Origin of the sequence: Dactylosporangium sp. CA-092794 (assembly GCF_050948465.1) — a bacterium.
Lineage (GTDB): Bacteria > Actinomycetota > Actinomycetes > Mycobacteriales > Micromonosporaceae > Dactylosporangium.
This window is the reverse complement of record NZ_CP192044.1, coordinates 489,007-507,940: the sequence shown is the minus strand read 5'-3', so window position 1 is coordinate 507,940 and position 18,934 is coordinate 489,007. Positions and strand designations below refer to the sequence as shown.

Below are 18,934 nucleotides of genomic sequence, written 5' to 3'. Positions count from 1 at the left end.
CGATATATCCGTTAAGTCGCCCGGCGCCGCCGGCCGGCCGGTCATAAGTCTCCGCGATCATGCTCCGATCGCCCTCGACACCAACGGTTTTCCGTGATCACGGAGTCTTGTGGTACCAGGAGGTACGTTTCCGCTCCACGATCATGAAAAAGTGGGTGAACGGCGCCGCGTGCCGCATGATCGTGGAGCGTTATGGTCGCGAGTCGGGTCGGCGCCACCGCGCCGCGCGAAGCACCCGCCCCACAGCGCCTCGCCCGGCGAAGCACCCCGCTCCGCACCGCAGCGCCCCGCCGCGCGAAGCACTCCGCCCCACAGCGCCCCGCCCCGCGAAGCAAGCGCCCGCCCCGAAGCGGCCCACCCCGCAGCGCCCCGCAGCGCAGAGCGCCTCGCCCCGCCGCGCAGAGCGCCTCGCCCCGCAGCGCAGCGCCTCGCCCCGCAGCGCAGCGCCTCGCCCGGCGAAGCGGCGCGTCCGGCGGAGCGCCCCACAGCGCCCCGCCCCGCGAAGCACCCGCCCCGCGAAGCACCCGCCCCGCGAAGCGGCCCGCCCCGCCCCGCAGCGGCCCGCTGCGCGAAGCGGCCCGCCGCGACCGCCGCATTCGTGCCTCCCCGCGGGACGGGCGCGCATCACAGCACAGGCGGCCAGGGCCCCGCGGCGTGCCAACGCCGGCCCAGCCCGCCCGCGGCTCTGGTGCTGAACCCGGCGGTGGAGCGGCGCGGCGGCGCGGTCGCGGGCGATCCTGCCGCCGAAGCCGTCGCGGAACTCGCGTCGCAGCGGCCCGGGCCGGCCGGCCGCTAGGAGCCGCGGACCAGGACGGCGATGACCCCCGGGGGAACCGGCCTCAGGCGACGCTCCAGAGCTGGCTGATCAAGTTGTTGCTGCAGTCCCAGATGACGATCTGTGTGCCGGCGCCCGTGCCGTTGTTGGCGGCGGTCAGGCAGCGGCCGGCGTGCGGGTTCTGCCAGCGGCCGTCCGAGCGGCGCACAAATGTCTGGGCCACGGAGTTGTTGCAGGGGAAGATCCAGACCGCGTTGCCGTTGCCGGTGCCGGCGTTCTGGACGTCCAGGCAGTAGCCGTTGTCGGCGGTGATGGTCGCGCCCTTGGTGGCGTCGCCGTGGATCTTCCAGACCTGGTTGGTGTTGGTGTCGCAGTTGTCGATCACGGTCTGGTTGCCCTGGCCGCTGCGGTACTCCAGGCACTTCTTGTACCGCGGCTGGAAGCTGTACAGCGAGAAGTGGGCCGTGGTGACCGGCTGCCCGGGCGGGGGCGGCGCCGCCGTGGTCGCGACCGAGGTCGGGGTGGGCGCGCCCGGGACGTCGGCCGAGGCGGCGAGGGAGGTCGACGCGGACGGCGGCAGGGCCGAGGCGGGGTGCGAGCGGGGACCGCCCGGGTTTGCCACGGTCACCCCGGGGGTCCACTCCTCCTCCGGCGACGGGTCGGCCGCGGCGCCGCCGACCGGCTCCGGCATGTCGGAGAGGTTCACGCCCGGCACGCTGGCGGGCAGGGCGTTGTCCCGGCCGCCGCCCGAGCCGCCGCTGTTGACCAGCTGGAAGCTCACCGCGCCGGTGACGAGCAGGATGAGCACCGCGACGGCGACCGCGCCCATCGGGTAGCGCCGCCACGGGGCGCCCTTGCGGCGGCTGCCGCGATACGCGCCGTCCTCGTCGTCGTCCTCGGCGACGATGGCCAGGGCGGGCGCGGGATAGTCGGCGACGGTAGGCGAGTCGTCGGCCGGCACCGTCGGGCCGGCCGGCATCAGCTCCCCGTCGACGACCTCCATCTCGGCGGTCTGCGCCGGATCCGCCGCCGGCGGCGCGGGCTCCTCGGCAGCGGCGTCGGAAACGGCCTCCGGCTCGGGCTCCGCGGCTGGGGCCACGTCGGGGTCGTTGGTGACGTCGGTGCCGGGCAGCGTCACGATGAACTCGAGATTCTGCATCTCGGCGGTCTCGGCCAGGTCGGCGCGGGCCGCGCCGCCCAGGGTCCCCACCGTCGCCGGGTCGGGCGCGTCGGGATCGTCGTCGTCCTCGAGCACCGTGCCGGTGCCGGCGGCCGGGATCGCGGCGGTCGCGACCGCCGTCGGGCCGTCGGGGCGGCGCTGGCGGGGGATCTGCGGGATGGTCGGCTTCGCCGGGGTGAACGGCTCGGGCAGGACCGGGACCGCCGCCGACGCCGTGGGTGGCACGCGGTGGCGAGCGCGGGGCGAGGCCGCGGGGGGCAAACCGCCCGATTCGCCCGCGTCTTTCCCGTCTCCATCGACGGACATGCCGCCTTACCCCCTCAATCGCCGGTGGTGACCGGAGCACCGTAGCCTGCCTGACCGACAACGCGCGAGCGGCCATAAGTCCAATGCGTGTCACAACCCGAACTCACGCAGGGGTATTGGGCGCAGCGCGTTGCGGTCGGCCGGTAAGTTTTCCCGCATGGTGCCACAGGTCTGGGGAACGATCGTCGCGGAGCATACGGTGTGGGATCGCGTTGCGCACGCGCAGACCTACCGTGATCGAGCCGTCACGCTAGCCCAACGGCTCCAAGCGGCGCGGGAGCGATCCGCCGGGGCGCTTGGTGACGATCCGTGGCAGGACGACGACTTCGCCGCGCGCATGTCGCGGCAGGTGGGGCGGCTGATCGACCTGTTGCCGGCGGACCTGACGCTGACCGGCGATGAGGCGTCGCTCTTGGTGACGGTACCGCTGCTGCATGACGCCCTCTGGTCCGGCCTCGCCGCACAGGAGCGCGGCGTGGAGCCGGGCGACCTGGAGCCCTCGCAGGACGCGACGAGCGACCGGGCCGCGTTCGAGCGGTTCACCCAGACCTACGCCCAGCCGCACCGCCGGGCGCTGGCCGCGATCCGGGCCGGGCGCCGGGAGACGGCGGCCGAGCTGGGCTGGTGGCTGCTGCACCGGTGGATCGGGCGCCGCCCGCAGGCCTATCTGCCGGCCACCGTCGCCACGCTGACCGGCGCCGCGGAGGACCCGCGCACGGCCGAGATGCTCCGCGCGATCCGGGCCGACCCGGCCTTCCTCAACCGGCACGACCGGCCCGAGGCACTGCTGGCGCACAACGGCGAGGTCCGGGAGCGGCTGGTCGCCTTCCTGCTCGCCATCGCCCGCGGGCTGGCGATCGAGGTCACGGTGCTGCCCGAGGTCGTCGGCGAGCACCTGGGCATCGGCGACCCGGTCACCGCCGGGCAGGTCCTCGACACCGTCCGCAACGGGCGGTGGGAGCCGCGGGGCGCGACGCTGGTGCTCAGCGCCGCCTGCGCGCACCCGTCGATCGAGGTCGCGCTCCGCGCCCACATCGACACGCTCAACCAGCTGCTGGCCGAGGCGCAGCGGGCCGCGGCGCGCGACGAGTCGCTGGTCGCGCTGCGCCAGCTGCCCAACCGGGCCGCGACCGACGACGTCGGGCCGCTGGTGCGCGACGGGGTCCCGGCCTACCAGTCGGCGGGCGTGCGCTTCCGGCTCGCCGAGGACCGGGTCCGCGAGCTGCTGATGGGCGAGCAGCTCTACGGCGACCCCGCCCTCGCCATCCGCGAGCTGTACCAGAACGCGCTGGACGCCTGCCGCTACCGGGAGGCGCGCACCGAGTACCTGACCCGCGCGCAGGACCGCAAGCTGCCCTGGGACGGGCGGATCCGGTTCGCGCAGGGCCTCGACGAGGACGGCCGGGCGTATCTCGACTGCTCCGACAACGGCATCGGCATGGGCGTGCGCGAGCTCAGCGAGGTCTTCTCGCAGGCCGGCGTGCGCCTGGCGGACCTGCCCGAGTTCCTGGAGGAGCAGGCCGAGTGGGCCCGGCTCGACCCGCCGGTGCAGCTGTACCCCAACAGCCGCTTCGGCATCGGCGTGCTGAGCTACTTCATGCTCGCCGACGAGCTGACCGTGGAGACGTGCCGGATGGGCCGCGACGGCCAGGCCGGCGAGCGGCTGCGGGTGTCGATCGCCGGGCCGGGCAGCCTGTTCCGCATCCAGGATCTCGGGCCCGGCACCGAGACCGGCACCACGGTCCGGCTGCACCTGCGCGAGGGGGTGACCGTCAGCTCGGTGGAGGAGCTGCGCAAGCTGCTCTGGGTGGCCGAGTTCGCCACCGAGGCCGCCGACGGCGTGCAGAGCCACCACTGGGCGCCCGGCGAGCTGTCCGCGGCGGCCAGCGCCGCCGACGATGAGGACGACGAGGAGGAGGGCGTCGGCCCGGGCGTCGTGGCGGCCGAGGGGTCGCGGGTCTGGTGGTGCCGGGGCAACGGCGCGCTGCTGGCCGACGGCCTCTACGCCGGCAAGGAGATCTTCGGCGCGGTGGTCAACCTCAACCGCGACCTCGCGCCGCGGCTGTCGGTCGACCGGACGAAGATCCTGGCGTACCGCGAGGACGACGTCGACCGCCTGCTCTGGGAGGCGGTGCCGGCCCTCACCGCGCCGGGCACGACCCTGCTGGGCTACGACTGGCTGTGCCGCCTCGCCCCGGTGCGCCCGCTGGTCGCCGACCTGATCTTCGAGCAGGCGATCGAGCGCGGCCACGGCAAGTGGGAGATGGACGGCGAGACCGTCGACGCCGCGGTGACCGGCTGCTTCGTGGCCAACGACGGGCCGGTCGGCGGCCCGGACGAGCTGGTCGAGTGGCGGCTGACCGCGCTGGCCGCGGGCGGGCGCTACCGCAAGGTGCTCAAGCCGGGGCCGGACTGGAAGCGCGCGCTGCGCGCCCGGCCGTCCGACGCGCTGCTGCTCAGCGTCGACGTGGACGGCACCGGGCCGTGGCTCGATCCGGTCGACATCGTGCCGCTGGTACACCTGGTCCGCGCGGCCCGCAAGACCGGCCGGTCGGCGCCGGAGGTGGCGGCCCGGATCGACGCGCTGGGATTCGAGCCCTCGGTGGGCGCCGAGACGGTGGGCGTCGACCCCGACGACCTGATCTTCACCAGCCGCGACGTGGACGGTACCCGCCCGTGGCTGCAGCCCGACCAGCCGGTGCACCTGGTCCACCTGCTGCGGGCGGCACACAAGAGCGGCCGCACGGTGCACCAGGTGGTGGCCCGGCTGCGGCAGCTGGGCTTCACCGTGGACGTCGACGTCGAGGTACTGCCGCTGGAGCAGTTCGGGCCGAAGGACCTCATCATCGCCAGCCGCGACCTCGACGGCTCACACCCGTGGCTGGACCCGCGCGAGCCGGTCACCCTGCTGCACCTGCTGCGGGCGGCGCACAAGGTGACGCTGCCGGCCGACGAGACCGCGGCCCGCCTGGCCCTGCTGGGCTACCAGCTCGACAGCGGCTGGGACTCGCTGGTCACCGAGCCCGACGACCTGGTGATCATCTCCCGCGACCTGGACAGCACGTCGCCGTGGCTGGACCTCGCCGAGGAGGTGGCGCCGGTGCACGTGCTGCGCGCCGCCGAGCGCAGCGCGCGGCCGGTCGCCGAGGTGGTGGCCCGGCTGCGCTCGTTCGGCTTCCGGCTGGGCGGCAACCTCGACGCGATCGAGGTGGTCAAGCTGGAGCCGGAGGACCTGCAGCTGGCCAGCCGGGACCTGGACGGCTCCCAGCCGTGGCTGGACTCCTCGCGCCCGGTCCCGCTGATCCACCTGCTGCGCGCCGCCGAGTCCACCGGCCGCGAGCTGCGGGAGGTCGCGGCCCGGCTGTCGGCGTGCGGGTACCGCGTCGACATCGACCCGGACGCGATTCTCATCGATCACCTGGAGCCCGACGACCTCACCATCACCAGCGAGGACCTCGACGGCTCCGACCCCTGGCTCGACCCGATGAAGCCGGTGCCGACGATCCGCATCCTGCGCGCCGCCCAGCGGACCCGGCGCAGCGTGCACGACATCGCCGCCCGGCTGACGTTCCTGGGATACGCGGTCAGCCTGCACGGCGCGGGCCCGTCGCTGGACCAGGTCGAGCCGGACGACCTGCTCATCACCAGCCGCGACCTGGACGGATCGCAGCCCTGGCTGGACCTCGAGGAGCAGGTACCGCTGCCGCACCTGCTGCAGGCGGCCCGCCGGGTGCGCCGGCCCGTGCACGAGATCGCCGCCCGGCTGGAGACGCTCGGCTACACCGTCGACGTGGACCTGAGCAGCATCGCGGTGGAGTCGGTCAAGCCAAACGACCTGCTGCTGGCCAGCACCGACCTGGACGGCTCGCGGCCGTGGCTGGACGCCGGGCAGCCGGTGCCGCTCAACCACCTGCTGGCCGCGGCACAGAAGATCCGCAAGCCGATCGAGGAGGTCAGCACCCGGCTGCGGGCGCTGGGCTACTCCGTGCCCGACGTCGACACCCGCCTGCCCCGGCTACGCCCCGGCGGCGTTTAGGGCGGGCAGCAGCTCGGCGCGCGACCACTCGATGAACTCGTTCTGGTGGTCGCCGCCGATCTGCAGCAGCGCGATGTGCGTGCAGCCGGCGTCGATGTACCTCCTCACCGCCTGCACGTGCTTGTCGAGGTCCGGCCCGCACGGGATGGCGGCGGTCACGTCGTCCTCGGTGACGAATGAGGCGGCCGCGTCGAACGCGCGCGGGTCGGGCAGCTCGGCCATGACCGGCCACTGCAGCCCGAACCAGCGGAACTGGTCGAGCGCCCGCTTGCGGCACTCCGCCTCGTCGCGGCCGTAGCACAGCGCCACCTGGCCGAAGAACGGCTTGCCGGGGCGGCGCAGCGACGGGTCCGGCGAGATCGAGACGGTACCGTCGGCCAGGTCGGCGATCTCCAGCGACTCCTCGCCGGAGACGGCGACCACGACCGGTACGCCGTCCTCGGGCACGTCCCACAGCCGCGCCTCGGGCACCTCGTAGTAGGTGCCGGAGTGGCGTACCGTCTCGCCGGCCAGCAGCGGCTGGATGATCTCCATCGCCTCGGCGAGCAGCTCGTGCCGCTGGTTGCGGTGCGGCCAGGCGCCGGCGACGTGCTCGTTGAGGTTCTCCCCGGCGCCCAGGCCGAGGGTGAAGCGGCCGCGCGACATGACCCCGATCGTCGCCGCCTGCTGGGCGACCACGGCCGGATGGTAGCGGCGGGTCGGGCAGGTCACCATCGTCATCAGGTCGATGTCCCGGGTGGCGTGGGCGGCCGCGCCGAGGACGGACCAGGCGAACGGCGAATGCCCCTGCTCGGTCAGCCATGGGTTGTAGTGGTCGGAGATCGCCGCGAACTCGTAGCCGGCCGCCTCGGCGCGCACCACGTGGTCGACGAGCTCGGTCGGGCCGCTCTGCTCGCACATCATCGTGTACCCGAATTTCACCATGTGCTCCGCTTACCCGCTGTGGCGTGGGTTACGCAGTTGTCGACCCAGGGCCAGCCCATGGGACAGAATCAATCGATGTCTCCCTATTGGCCGGTGGTTCGCGACCGGGTCTTCGGGCGGCTCGTGCCGGGCCTGGCGCTCTCGGCGGTCGGCGACGGGATGAGCGCGGTCGCGATCGGGTGGCTCGCGCTGCAGTACGCGCCGGCGCACCAGCGGGGGCTGTGGGTCGGGCTGGCCGTGGCCGCGTACACGCTGCCCGGCGCGGTCGGCGCGATCGGGCTGGCGCCGCTGCTGCGCGGGCGGGGCGGCGCCCACCTGGCCGCCCTCGACGCGGTGCTGCGCGCGGTCTTCCTCGGCGCCATCGCGGTGCTGGCCTACGCGCACGCGCTCACCATCGGGCGATACGCGGCGCTGCTGGCCGCCTCGGCGCTGCTGTCGGCGTGGGGCTCGGCCGGGCGGTACACCCTCGTCGTGCAGGTCCTTCCGGCCGACCTGCACCTGGCGGCGAACGCGCTGCTCACGGTCATCACCGAGGCCTCCACCGTGGCCGGCCCGGTGCTGGCCGGGGTGCTGATCGGCGCCCTGGGCGCGCCGGCGGTGCTGGCGGTGGACGCGGCGACGTTCGCGGTCCTCGCCGTTTCTTTCTTATCGGTACCTCCCCGAGCCGCCCGACCGCGCCGCGATCGCTGCTCGGCCGGGCTCGCCGCCATCCGCCGCGACCGGCACCTGCTCGGCCTCATGGTGCTGTCGTTCTGGTTCTTCCTGCTCTTCGGCCCGATCCCGGTGGCCGTGCCGCTGTTCGCGTCGACGGCGGCGGAGGTCGGCCTGCTGTACACCTCCTTCGGCATCGGCGCGGTCACCGGCGCGATCATCACCGGACACCTGCGCCGGCTGCCACTGTGGCCGGCCGCGATCGGCGCGGTGATCGCCTTCGGCCTGCTGCTCACGCCGCTGGGCCTGGGCCTGCCGCGCTGGGCGGACCTGCTGACGCTGGCCCTGGCCGGCCTAGCCTGGGCGCCCTACCCCACCGCGAGCGTGTCACTGTTCCAGCGCGCCGTGCCCGCCGAGCGACTGGCCCCGGCCCTGGCCGCCCGCGGCGCGGTGCTGGTCGTCTCCACCCCACTGGGCACACTCCTGGGCGCACCCCTGGTCCAGGCAGCCGGCCCAGCCCGCGCATTCGTGGTATGCGGCATGGCCACCGCAGCGCTAGGCACGATCGCCCTACTGATAGCCCGCTTCCACCACCCATGCCCCGCAACAGGCTAAGGCCGCCAAGACGCCAGGGGCGCGCAGCGCAGCAAAAAGTGGCCGCGCAGCGACCATGGGGGGTCTGGGGTGGGAACCCCCCAGGCACAGCGCCGCGACGAAGTCGCGCGTGGCTAGCTTACGGACCCCAACCAAACGCGCCGAAGGCGCAACAAGCAACCCCAACCACCGCGCCGCAGGCGCAACAAGCAACCGCACCCAAGACGCCAGGGGCGCAAAGCGCAGCAAAGAGTGGCCGCGCAGCGGCCATGGGGGGTCTGGGGTGGGAACCCCCCAGGCACAGCGCCGCGACGAAGTCGCGCGTGGCTAGCTATCGGCCGCAACCAAACGCGCCAAAGGCGCAACAAAAACCCCAACCCCAGCGCCGAAGGCGCAACAAGCAACCGCACCCAAGACGCCAGGGGCGCAAAGCGCAGCAAGAAGTGGCCGCGCAGCGGCCATGGGGGGTCTGGGGTGGGAACCCCCCAGGCACAGCGCCGCGACGAAGTCGCGCGTGGCTAGCTATCGGCCGCAACCAAACGCGCCAAAGGCGCAACAAAAACCCCAACCCCAGCGCCGAAGGCGCAACAAGCAACCGCACCCAAGACGCCAGGGGCGCAAAGCGCAGCGCAGAGTGGCCGCGCAGCGGCCATGGGGGGTCTGGGGTGGGAACCCCCCAGGCACAGCGCCGCGACGAAGTCGCGCGTGGCTAGCTTACGGACCCCAACCAAACGCGCCGAAGGCGCAACAAGCAACCCCAACCACCGCGCCGCAGGCGCAACAAGCAACCGCACCCAAGACGCCAGGGGCGCAAAGCGCAGCAAAAGTGGCCGCGCAGCGACCATGGGGGGTCTGGGGTGGGAACCCCCCAGGCACAGCGCCGCGACGAAGTCGCGCGTGGCTAGCTATCGGCCGCAACCAAACGCGCCAAAGGCGCAACAAAAAACCCCAACCACCGCGCCGCAGGCGCGATAGGGTCACGTCCGCTCGCGCGACGTATGAGCCCCTCGCCCGACCGCGCTGGTCGATGGCCAACTGGCCGCCGCATGCTGGGCGTCGGTGGCGGACGGTGGGGCACAGCGATCATCGGCGCCGCCCCCGGGCCGCGCGGCGGGGCGGGACGGCGCGGACGCTGCGGATGTCGCACCCGCCGGGCGCAACCTCCGATCTGCGCGGCCGAGCCGGACATATGTCTCCGTGATCATGATGCCCGCGGTAACCGCACACCGGGTTTACCATGATCCCGGAGACTTGTGGTACGCGGGGGTACATCAGCACTCCACGATCATGAAAAACCGCCGTGTCGATGCCGCGTTGCGCATGATCACGGAGACTTCCGGCCGCTACGCCGCGCTGCGCGGCGCGCAGCACCCGACGGGTGGGACCTGATCGCCGCCCGCGCCCGCCCACAAGCGTTGGGACGCACGCCTGCGACAGCGACGAAGTCGCGCGTGGCTAGTCAGGCCACCTCGTCGAGCACGTTGCGGTAGGAGCACAGCCGGCGGGTGTACTCGCGCAGCGCGGCGATCGCCTCGTCGATGTCGTCGGTCAGGACGTCGGGCAGGTCGATCAGCAGCCGCCGGCCGTCCACCGTGCCGTAGCCGCTGACCTCGAACGCCCCCTCCCGCACCCAGACGTCGACGCCGAGGTCGACGGTGGTGCGCTCGTAGCGCAGCACCACCCCGACCAGCGCGAACGGCGCCTCGCCCGGGCCGATCCGGCCGATCAGCTCCCAGTGCAGGGGGCCGTGCGTGGCGGCCACCTGCTGGCCGTACCGATGAAAATCCTCACAGGCGTCGTTGAGGGCGCCGAGCAGTGTGGCGGCCCCAGCCGATCTCGCGTCCACGGTCATCCTCCTGCGGCTCGATAGGCGGCGCCCACCTGTGTCGGGGTGGTGCCGTTGCTGTAGAGGCCGGTGTCGCCGGACTTGCTGGTGTAGAGCAGGAACCAGCTGTAGCGCTCGACGTAGGACAGCCCCTGCAGCATCGCTGTGGAGCTGTTGACGAACGCGACCTGCTGATCCGTCGACGGGTAGACCGTGCCGTTGTCGAAGCGCATCAACGCGTACTCGGTCAGCCAGATCGGCAGGTGGTAGCGGTTGTAGACGTTCTGGATGTAGGTCTTGAGCTGGCCCGCGGCGTTGGCCGAGAAATCTCCGCCGTACCAGTGCAGGGTGATGAAGTCGACCCGGTAGCCGCGGTCCTTGATGCCGGTCATGAACTGGTCGAACCAGCCGCCCGGGGTGTCCGCGCCGTAGGCCGGTGCGGGGCTGCCCAGCCGCAGGCCGGTCGCCTGCAGCTGCGGCCACAGGTCCAGCACCTGGGCTGGGGTCATGTTCGACTGTTCCTTGAGATCCGGCTCGTTGAACGCGAGCAGGGTCTTGCCGTTGGCCTTCGCCTTGGCCAGGTTGGCGCTGAGGTTGTCGCCGTTCCACACCATCGGCACGAACTCGACGCCGGAGACGGTCGCCACCGGGTTGGGCGACCAGTCGTAGTACCAGGCGGCCTTGACGTCCTTGAGCGCGGGCGCGTTGTTGGCGCCGAACTTGTCGTTGGTGCTCACGCCCTTCTTCGCGCTCTTCGTGGCCGGCGGCAGGGCGGCGACGGTGGTCTTCGAGGGCGTCGGGGTCGGCGGCGCGCTGCTCGGCGGGGGCGCGCTGGGCGCCGGCACGCTCTGGGCCTGCAGCGGCTGGGCGGCCGACGGCGACGAAGACGGCGCCTCCGCGGCGACGACCGGCTGGCTCTCGCCCTGCGTGGCGACATACACCGCGCCGGCCGTTCCGGCGAGCGCGACCGTCGCCGCGACGCCCACCAGCGCCGGCTTCGACGCGGCCACCCAGCCGAACAACAGCGCCTTCAGCCCGCCCGCTTTGGCGGTGGTACCGCCGGCCGCCGCGGCACCGGCGACGACCGTGCCCGTGCCGGCCGCCGTGGCGGCGAACACGAACGGCACCGGGACCAGCGCGACGCCGGCCAGCAGCCGCTCGGCGGCGATCAGGTCGGCCCAGCTGCGGTCGCACTGGCGGCACTCGCGGGTGTGCCGGGCCAGCCGCTTGCGCCACAGGGCGCTGGGCCGGCCGTCCCAGCTGTGCAGCACCGCGGTGAGCTCGGGGCACCGGGGCCGGGCGGCGAGCGCGCGCACGACCGCCCGCGCCGCGTCCAGCTGGGCCTTCATCCGCTGGATGCGGACCGCGGCGTGCTGGCGGGTCAGGTGCAGCGCCTCGACGACCTCCTCGCGGTCGAGCTGGCCGGCGGCCTCCAGCCACCACAGCGACAGCAGCTCGCGGTCGTCGTGGTCGAGCCAGCGGGTCGCCTCGGCGACCTCCTGGCGCTGGCCGGACAGGCGCAGCCGGGTGATCGCGAGGTCGGCGAAGTCGGCGCCCGGGTCGGCGGTGTCGGTCGGGTCGGCCCGGTCGCCGACCAGCGGGGCCTGCACCTGGCGGCGGTGCCGGTCGCGGACCTGGGACATCGCGATCGCGACCGCCCAGGACCGGAAGCTGTCCGGCTCGCGCAGCCGGGGCAGGCCGTCGACAATGCGCAGCATCGTCTCCTGCACGACGTCGTCGACGTCCGCATGCCCCTGCAGCGCCCGCCCGACGATGTTGTAGATGAGCGGCAGGTACTCGCCGACCAGGGCATCAAGTGCCCGTTGGTCGCCGGCCCTCGCCGCGATCACCGTGGCCGTGCTCATCAGCGCCTCCTGTCGAACCTATTGAGGAGACGCGGCTGCGCAGGGTCAATAACAGGTTCCGAAAAACTACTTTCGGTTACGACGTCGAAGCAGATAGATGCCGAGCGCGGCCAGCCCGACCACGCTGCCGTAGCCGACGGCCAGCACCGTGATCGAGAACCCGTTGAGCGGGATGTGGGCCTCGGGGTCGCTGTCGTCGACGACCAGCAGCGTGAAGAACCCGCTGCAGCAGATCGCGAGCACGGAGAACACCAGCGCCACGATCGCGCCGACGAGCAGGCCGATCCCGTCTCCGCCCGGCCGCGGCTTGGCCGCCGGCTCGCCGGTCGGGATCTGCCCCGGCTCGCGGGGCGGCTGCGGGACCGTCACCGGGGCGAGGGCCGCGTCGACCTGGGCCAGCACGGCCGGCGGCACCGGATACACCGTCGGTTCGATGCGGATCGTGAGGCTGTCGTTGCCGATGAGCTGGCGCCCGCCGTCGGGGTAGGCCAGCGAGACGGCGCACTCGGCGAACGGGATCGCCACCGGCGGCCGGCCGGGCCGGTCGATGCCGACACCGAGCGGCCCGACGATCAGGCTGACCTTGTCCGGGCCGTCCCCGGCGCGGGAGGGGAACCGCTGCCCCTCGATCGGGTGCTCCGACCACATCGGCGCCGGCTCGAAGCCGGCCCACCGCGCCTCGTGGCCGCCGGGCACCCGCAGCAGCCCGGTGCCGAGCATCTCCAGGGCGGTGGCGTGCACGTCGGCGACCGTGAGCCCGAGCAGCTCGGCGCGGACGTCATCGAGCGCCCGCAGCGGCGCCCCGACCAGCAGGTCCATCGCCTGGGCGGGCAGCCGGCCGACGGCCGCCGACGGGTCGCGCATGGCGTCCTCGGCCTTGGCCTTGACCGCGTCGAGGTCGGCCGGCTCGATCCGGCCGGCGCGCAGCTTGGCCAGCACGTCGACGAAGCCGCCGAGGACGGCGTCCTCCTTGTCCGGCACGGCGTCGGCGACCACGGTCACGCTCGCGTAGCCGTCGCCGCGCGGCTCGTAGGCGGCCGCGGCGGTGTAGGAGTTGCCGTCCTCCTGGCGCAGGCTGCGGTACAGCTCCCGCTCCAGCACACCGGCCAGGGCCGACCCGGCGACGCTGCGCCGGACGATGCCGTCGTAGGCCACGTTCGGCCCGTCGCCGCCGAAGAACGCCGGGGTGCCGCGCAGCGCGGAGGTCGGCGCCGGCACCGGGCGGCGGACCCCCTCGGGCAGGGCCAGCTTCAGCGCCGGCGGCACCCGCTCGCCGGCGACCCAGAGCACCGCGTTCTGCCGGGTGAACCAGGCCTGGGACCAGCGCCACAGGTCGTCGCCGGTGATCCGGGGCAGGCCCAGTTCGTTGTACGCCGGCAGGCCGTAACCGCGCGCGCCGTAGCGCCACAGCGCCAGCGAGTCGGTGATCCCGCCGCGCCGGCTGCTCTCCTCCGCCCGCAGCACCTGCCGCTCGGTCTCCAGCCGGTGCAGCGGCAGCGCCTGCAACGAGGCGCACACGCCGTTGAGGAACGCGACCACGTCCTCCTCGCCGCCCTGCAGGTGGAACATGGTGATGACCACGCCGGTGCTGCCGTTGTAGTGGTAGTCGGTCAGCCCGTGCCCGTGCAGCATCAGGTGCTCCAGCAGGTGGGTGATGCCCCGGGAGGCGAGGGTCTCGTCGGCCTGCCCGACCCGGAAGGTCAGGCCGGCCAGCGTCGGGCCGTCGTGCCGGGCGAACAGCGTCGGCACCCCGTCGATCTCGAGCTGCTGCGGAATGCTCATGCCTTCATCGCCCTCGCCATGGCCGCCTTGAACGCGGCCGTCTCGTCACCGCTGATGTACTGCCAGTAGGCGCCGGCGCCGTGGCCCCCGGTCGCCTCGAAGTGCGGCCGCGCCGCGGCGCGGTCGCCGGCGAGGTGGTAGGCCAGCGCGAAGGTGCCGTGGGCGGTGCGGGCCCGGTAGCCGGTCGCGCGGAAGGCCGGGTGGCGCACCGAGCGGTGTGCCGCCTCGTCGAGCTCGGCGCGCACCTGCGGGCGGCGCCAGTAGCCGTCCCGCTCGACGCCGCCGAGCTCCAGCGAAATCTCGAAGTGAGCCTCGAGCAGTGCCAGCGCGCCGAGCGACCCGTCACGGCCGCCGCGCATGCACTCCATCCCGAAGGCGTAGACCTTCTCGACGCTGCCGCTCCACTTCGGACAGAACTGCTGCACGATCCCGCTCTGGGCGGCGTAGAGGTCGGGCACGTGGCGGCTGAGCCGGTCGTAGCGGCGGCGGGCCTCGTTCTGCCCCAGCTGCAGGCCGCGGTTGGTGGTGATCCGCCGGGCCCAGGCCGGCGCGTTGGCCGGATCCTCGGCGGTGACCTCGATCAGGACCCGCTCGGCCCGGCGCAGATGGTCGTGGAAGGCCTCGAACTGCTCCCGGCTCACGTCCTTGGCCCGGGCTGCGGTGCGGATCCTCCAGCCGGCCACGATGAGCCGGGCGCCGTAGAGCGTGCGGGCCAGCGTGCCCGGCTCGCGCTGCGCCGCCTCGCCCAGGAAGCCCTCGCTGCCGGGCACCTCGGCGACGATGCCGGCGGCGAACGCCTGATCTTCGGGGTCGGTGAGGCCGGCGAACAGCGCCGCGATCGCCGGCCAGTCCCGGCGGGTCACGGCGGCGCGCAGTTCCAGCAGCTCCGGGAAGGCCGCCGCGGGGTCGAAGTCGGTCACGACGCGAGAGCATAGGTGAGAGCGATTCGCGACGGGGCCCCGTTTCGGGGTCTGGTCTGTGGCTGCTGGGCTCCGGGGTGCCGGGTGGGGCAGAATGCATCTTCGTGACCACCTCGATTCACCAGCGCATCGCCGAAGAGCTCGGCGTCAAGGAGCGGCAGGTGGCGGCGGCCGTCGATCTGCTCGACGGCGGGGCCACGGTGCCCTTCATCGCCCGGTACCGCAAAGAGGCCACCGAGACGCTCGATGACGCCCAACTACGGACGCTGGAGGAGCGGCTGCGGTACCTCCGCGAGATGGAGGAGCGGCGGGCCGCGATCCTCGAGTCGATCCGCAGCCAGGGCAAGCTGGACGAGGCGCTCGAGGCACAGATCATGGCGGCCGACTCCAAGGCCCGGCTGGAGGACATCTACCTGCCGTACAAGCCCAAGCGGCGCACCAAGGCACAGATCGCCCGCGAGGCGGGGCTGGAGCCGCTGGCCGACGGGCTGCTCGCCGACCCCACCGTCGACCCGCAGGCGGCCGCGGCCGTCTTCGTCGACCCGGAGCAGGGGGTCGCCGACACCGCGGCGGCGCTGGACGGCGCCCGGGCCATCCTCGTCGAGCGCTTCTCCGAGGACGCGGACCTGATCGGCGAGCTGCGCGAGACGATGTGGGGCCAGGGCCGGCTCGTGTCGAAGGTCCGCGAGGGCAAGGAGACCGACGGCGCCAAGTTCGCCGACTACTTCGACTTCAGCGAGCCCTACACCAAGCTGCCCTCCCACCGGATCCTCGCGATGTTCCGCGGGGAGAAGGAGGAGATGCTCGACCTGGTGATGGAGCCCACCACCGACCCGGAGGCGCCGTCGCTCTACGAGCCCACGATCGCGTCGAAGTTCGGCATCCGCGACGAGGGCCGCCCGGGTGACAAGTGGCTCGGCGACACCGTCCGCTGGGCCTGGCGCACCCGGATCCTGGTCCACCTCGGCATCGACCTGCGGATGCGGCTGTGGCAGGCGGCCGAGGAGGAGGCGGTGCGGGTCTTCGCCACCAACCTGCGCGACCTGCTGCTCGCCGCGCCGGCCGGCACCCGCCCCACGATGGGCCTCGACCCCGGCTTCCGCACCGGCGTGAAGGTCGCCGTCGTCGACGCCACCGGCAAGGTGGTCGACACGCACACGATCTATCCGCACGTGCCGCAGAACAAGTGGAACGAGTCGATCGTGATCCTGGCCGCGCTGTGCCAGAAGCACAAGGTCGAGCTGATCGCGATCGGCAACGGCACCGCGTCGCGGGAGACCGACAAGCTCGCCGCCGACCTGCTCAAGCAGTATCCGCAGCTCAGCGTGGTCAAGGTGGTCGTCTCCGAGGCGGGCGCGTCGGTGTACTCCGCCTCCGCCTACGCCTCCCAGGAGCTGCCCGGCCTCGACGTGTCGCTGCGCGGCGCGGTCTCCATCGCCCGGCGCCTGCAGGACCCGCTCGCCGAGCTGGTCAAGATCGACCCGAAGTCGATCGGCGTCGGGCAGTACCAGCACGATCTGTCCGAGTCGAAGCTCAGCCGCTCCCTCGACGCGGTCGTCGAGGACGCCGTCAACGGCGTGGGCGTCGACGTCAACACGGCGTCGGCCCCGCTGCTGACCCGGGTCTCCGGCATCGGCTCCAGCCTCGCCGACGCGATCGTCGCGCACCGCGACGCCAACGGCCCGTTCCGCAATCGCCGGGCGCTCAAGGACGTCGCCCGGCTCGGCCCGAAGGCGTTCGAGCAGTGCGCGGGCTTCCTGCGCATCCCCGGCGGCGACGACCCGCTCGACACCTCGTCCGTCCACCCGGAGGCGTATCCGGTGGTCCGGCGCATCCTGGCCGCGACCGGTGGCGACATGAAGACGCTGATCGGCAACGGCACGGCGCTGGGCAAGCTCAAGCCGGCCGACTTCGTCGACGACACCTTCGGCCTGCCGACCGTCACCGACATCCTCAAGGAGCTGGAGAAGCCCGGCCGCGACCCGCGCCCGGCGTTCAAGACCGCGGTGTTCGCCGACGGCGTGGAGAAGATCTCCGACCTGACCCCCGGGATGCTGCTGGAGGGCGTGGTCACCAACGTGGCCGCGTTCGGCGCCTTCGTGGACGTGGGCGTGCACCAGGACGGGCTGGTCCACGTGTCGGCGCTGTCCCGCACGTTCGTCAAGGACCCGCGCGAGGTCGTCAAGCCCGGCGACATCGTGCGGGTCAAGGTCCTCGACGTCGACATCCCGCGCAAGCGCATCTCGCTCACGCTCCGCCTGGAGGACGAGGCCACGCCCGGCCAGCGCGACGGCGGGCGCCCCCGCGGCGAGCGCGGCGACCGGGACCGGGGCAACGGCGGTGGCGGTGGCGGTGGCGGTGGCGGACGGCCCCGCGGCGGCGACTCGCGCTCCGGCGACTCGCGCTCGGGCGGCGGGCGCCCGTCCCGCGAGCCCCTCACCGGCGGCGGCGCGCTGGCCGACGCCCTGCGCCGGGCCGGGCTGGACAAGGGCCTGGACGGGCTCAAGGAGCAGCCGAAGCAGCGCCGGAAGTAGGCGCGAGCCGCCAGACGCGCGTGCGCATGACGTCCCCGTCCTCCAGCTCGGCCCGGACGGGGACGTCGTAGCTCCCGAGCTCCTCGAACAGCCGCTCGGGCAGGAACCCGCGCCCGGGGTCGCCCACGATCGCCTCGGCTCCCGCGCCGCGCAGCACCTTGAGCACCGCCCTGCCCACCGGCTCGGAGTAGAACACGTCACCGGCCACGATGACCTCGGCCGGCACCGGCTCGGCCGCGGTCGCGAGCGTCACACCGTTGCGGGCGGCGTTGCGCACCGCCGCGGCGAGCGCCGCCGGATCGGTGTCGACGGCGGTGACCCGGCGCGCCCCGGCCCGGGCCGCGGCGATCCCGACCAGCCCCGATCCGGCCCCGAGGTCGACCACCGTCCGGCCGGCGACGAGCCCGGGGTGGTCGAGCAGGTGGCGGGCCAGCGCGACCCCGCCCGGCCAGGCGAACGACCAGAAGGGCGGCGGCCGGTCGCTGCGGTAGCCGCCGGTGGCGTCGAACAGCCGTACCCCTTCATCGGCCAGCTCGAGGTCGAGCTCCGGCAGCAGCGGCACGCGCAAGGTGTCCTCCGCAAAGGTCGTCATCACGGGATTGTGGGCCTGACCGACTAGTCTGGTGGACTACCCGGCTTGGCCGCCCCGCCCGCCCGCTCGGAGGTTCACCGTGGATTGGCCCGCGATCCTGCAGCTCAGTGTGGCCGTCACGCTGGCCGTGTGGGTCGGGCTGACGGCCACCGCGCTGGGGCGCTCCCGCACGCGGCTGCCGGAGGCCGGCCCCGCGGTCGACACCCCTCCGGGTGACGAGCCCCCGGCGGTCGTCAGCCTGATGGTGAACCGCTGGCACTCCGACGAAGACGCGATCGACAGCACCCTGCTCGACCTGGCCGCGCGCGGCTTCCTGGAGCTGCGCCAGCCGGGTGAGGATCCGGCCGAGACGACGGTACGGCTGCGCAAGGGCGACGGTCGCAGCCTCACGCCCTACGAGCAGCAGGTCCTCGACCGGGTGCAGAAGCTCTCCGTCTCCGGCGAGGCGTCACTGGCCAGCCTGGCGTTCCGCAGCTGGTCGGAGGCCCGCCGGTGGCGCGGCGAGTTCTACCGGGCGGTGATCTCCGAGGCCCGCGACCGGGGCCTGGCACGGCCCCGCCTGGCCCCGCGGACCCGGCGCATGCTGCTCGGCGTGGCGATCGTGCCGGCCGGGTTGATGTTCGCCACCTGGATGGTGACCTCGGCCATGCTGCACGCAAGCCTGACCGACCAGATCACCGGCTCGCTCATGGCCGCCGGCGCCGTGTTCCTCGCCCTGTATCTCGGGGTCGAGCTGCGCTGGAGCGACCGGAGCACGCCGGAGGGCATGCGGGTGGCGGCCGACTGGCTCGCGTACCGCTCCCATCTGGTGGCGGTCGAGGGCGTCAGCGACCTCGCTCCGGCCGACGTCGCCGCCTGGGGCCGCGACATGGCGTTCGCCTCGGCACTGGGGGTCCTGCCCACCGAGGAGGCCCTGATGCGCTCCCGGGTGGCCCTGTAGCGGGCGCTCA

11 protein-coding genes are annotated in these 18,934 nt (G+C 73.4%); 4 read left to right on the top strand and 7 right to left on the bottom strand.

Features of this window, described 5'->3' with window-relative positions:
* Nucleotides 1-839 precede the first annotated feature (839 nt).
* On the bottom strand, nt 840-2,180 hold the full coding sequence (locus ACQPXD_RS02180) for a ricin-type beta-trefoil lectin domain protein (RefSeq protein WP_432834283.1): 1,341 nt from the start codon (nt 2,178-2,180) through the stop codon (nt 840-842).
* 238 nt (nt 2,181-2,418) lie between these two features.
* On the opposite strand from ACQPXD_RS02180, the gene ACQPXD_RS02175 reads away from it, so the two are divergent.
* A complete protein-coding gene (locus ACQPXD_RS02175; RefSeq protein ID WP_432834281.1) occupies nt 2,419-6,297 on the top strand; it encodes an HD domain-containing protein in 3,879 nt (1,292 codons plus the stop codon).
* Here ACQPXD_RS02175 and ACQPXD_RS02170 read toward each other — a convergent pair.
* Nucleotides 6,277-7,221 (bottom strand): TIGR03557 family F420-dependent LLM class oxidoreductase, encoded by a 945-nt coding sequence (locus tag ACQPXD_RS02170; protein ID WP_432834279.1) that lies wholly within the window; start codon nt 7,219-7,221, stop codon nt 6,277-6,279. The genes ACQPXD_RS02175 and ACQPXD_RS02170 overlap by 21 nt on opposite strands.
* A 75-nt stretch (nt 7,222-7,296) precedes the next feature.
* Here ACQPXD_RS02170 and ACQPXD_RS02165 point away from each other — a divergent pair, with 75 nt between their 5' ends.
* A complete protein-coding gene (locus ACQPXD_RS02165) occupies nt 7,297-8,487 on the top strand; it encodes an MFS transporter (protein ID WP_432834277.1) in 1,191 nt (396 codons plus the stop codon).
* A 1,438-nt stretch (nt 8,488-9,925) separates the two neighbouring features.
* Here ACQPXD_RS02165 and ACQPXD_RS02160 read toward each other — a convergent pair.
* The 4 genes from ACQPXD_RS02160 to ACQPXD_RS02145 form a co-directional block, all read right to left on the bottom strand.
* Complete coding sequence (locus ACQPXD_RS02160; protein ID WP_432834275.1) at nt 9,926-10,312, bottom strand: hypothetical protein; 387 nt, start codon at nt 10,310-10,312, stop codon at nt 9,926-9,928.
* A 2-nt stretch (nt 10,313-10,314) separates the two neighbouring features.
* Nucleotides 10,315-12,156 (bottom strand): sigma-70 family RNA polymerase sigma factor, encoded by a 1,842-nt coding sequence (locus ACQPXD_RS02155; RefSeq protein WP_432834273.1) that lies wholly within the window; start codon nt 12,154-12,156, stop codon nt 10,315-10,317.
* 66 nt (nt 12,157-12,222) lie between these two features.
* Entirely contained in the window at nt 12,223-13,938 is a 1,716-nt protein-coding gene (locus ACQPXD_RS02150) for a M16 family metallopeptidase (RefSeq protein ID WP_432834271.1), read from the bottom strand.
* Nucleotides 13,935-14,858: a hypothetical protein gene (locus tag ACQPXD_RS02145; RefSeq protein WP_432834269.1), complete on the bottom strand. Its 924-nt coding sequence runs from the start codon at nt 14,856-14,858 to the stop codon at nt 13,935-13,937. Before ACQPXD_RS02145 ends, ACQPXD_RS02150 begins: the two co-directional genes overlap by 4 nt.
* 104 nt (nt 14,859-14,962) lie before the next feature.
* On the opposite strand from ACQPXD_RS02145, the gene ACQPXD_RS02140 reads away from it, so the two are divergent.
* Nucleotides 14,963-17,392, top strand: a complete 2,430-nt coding sequence (locus ACQPXD_RS02140) for a Tex family protein (protein WP_432834267.1) — start codon at nt 14,963-14,965, stop codon at nt 17,390-17,392.
* Here ACQPXD_RS02140 and ACQPXD_RS02135 read toward each other — a convergent pair.
* A complete protein-coding gene (locus ACQPXD_RS02135) occupies nt 17,361-17,984 on the bottom strand; it encodes a class I SAM-dependent methyltransferase (RefSeq protein WP_432834265.1) in 624 nt (207 codons plus the stop codon). The two genes, ACQPXD_RS02140 and ACQPXD_RS02135, sit on opposite strands and share 32 nt — an antisense overlap.
* 79 nt (nt 17,985-18,063) lie before the next feature.
* Between ACQPXD_RS02135 and ACQPXD_RS02130 the strand changes: the two genes are divergently transcribed.
* The gene (locus tag ACQPXD_RS02130; RefSeq protein ID WP_432834263.1) at nt 18,064-18,924 is read left to right on the top strand and encodes a DUF2207 family protein; all 861 of its coding nucleotides are present in this window, start codon (nt 18,064-18,066) and stop codon (nt 18,922-18,924) included.
* Nucleotides 18,925-18,934: the final 10 nt, after the last annotated feature.

What these genes read in the sequence shown, in the direction of transcription:
- ACQPXD_RS02170 (WP_432834279.1), bottom strand. Translation starts at nt 7,221, where the DNA reads ATGGTGAAATTCGGGTACACGATGATGTGCGAGCAGAGCGGCCCGACC.
- ACQPXD_RS02150 (WP_432834271.1), bottom strand. Translation starts at nt 13,938, where the DNA reads ATGAGCATTCCGCAGCAGCTCGAGATCGACGGGGTGCCGACGCTGTTC.
- ACQPXD_RS02165 (WP_432834277.1), top strand. Translation starts at nt 7,297, where the DNA reads ATGTCTCCCTATTGGCCGGTGGTTCGCGACCGGGTCTTCGGGCGGCTC.
- ACQPXD_RS02155 (WP_432834273.1), bottom strand. Translation starts at nt 12,156, where the DNA reads ATGAGCACGGCCACGGTGATCGCGGCGAGGGCCGGCGACCAACGGGCA.
- ACQPXD_RS02135 (WP_432834265.1), bottom strand. Translation starts at nt 17,984, where the DNA reads ATGACGACCTTTGCGGAGGACACCTTGCGCGTGCCGCTGCTGCCGGAG.
- ACQPXD_RS02175 (WP_432834281.1), top strand. Translation starts at nt 2,419, where the DNA reads ATGGTGCCACAGGTCTGGGGAACGATCGTCGCGGAGCATACGGTGTGG.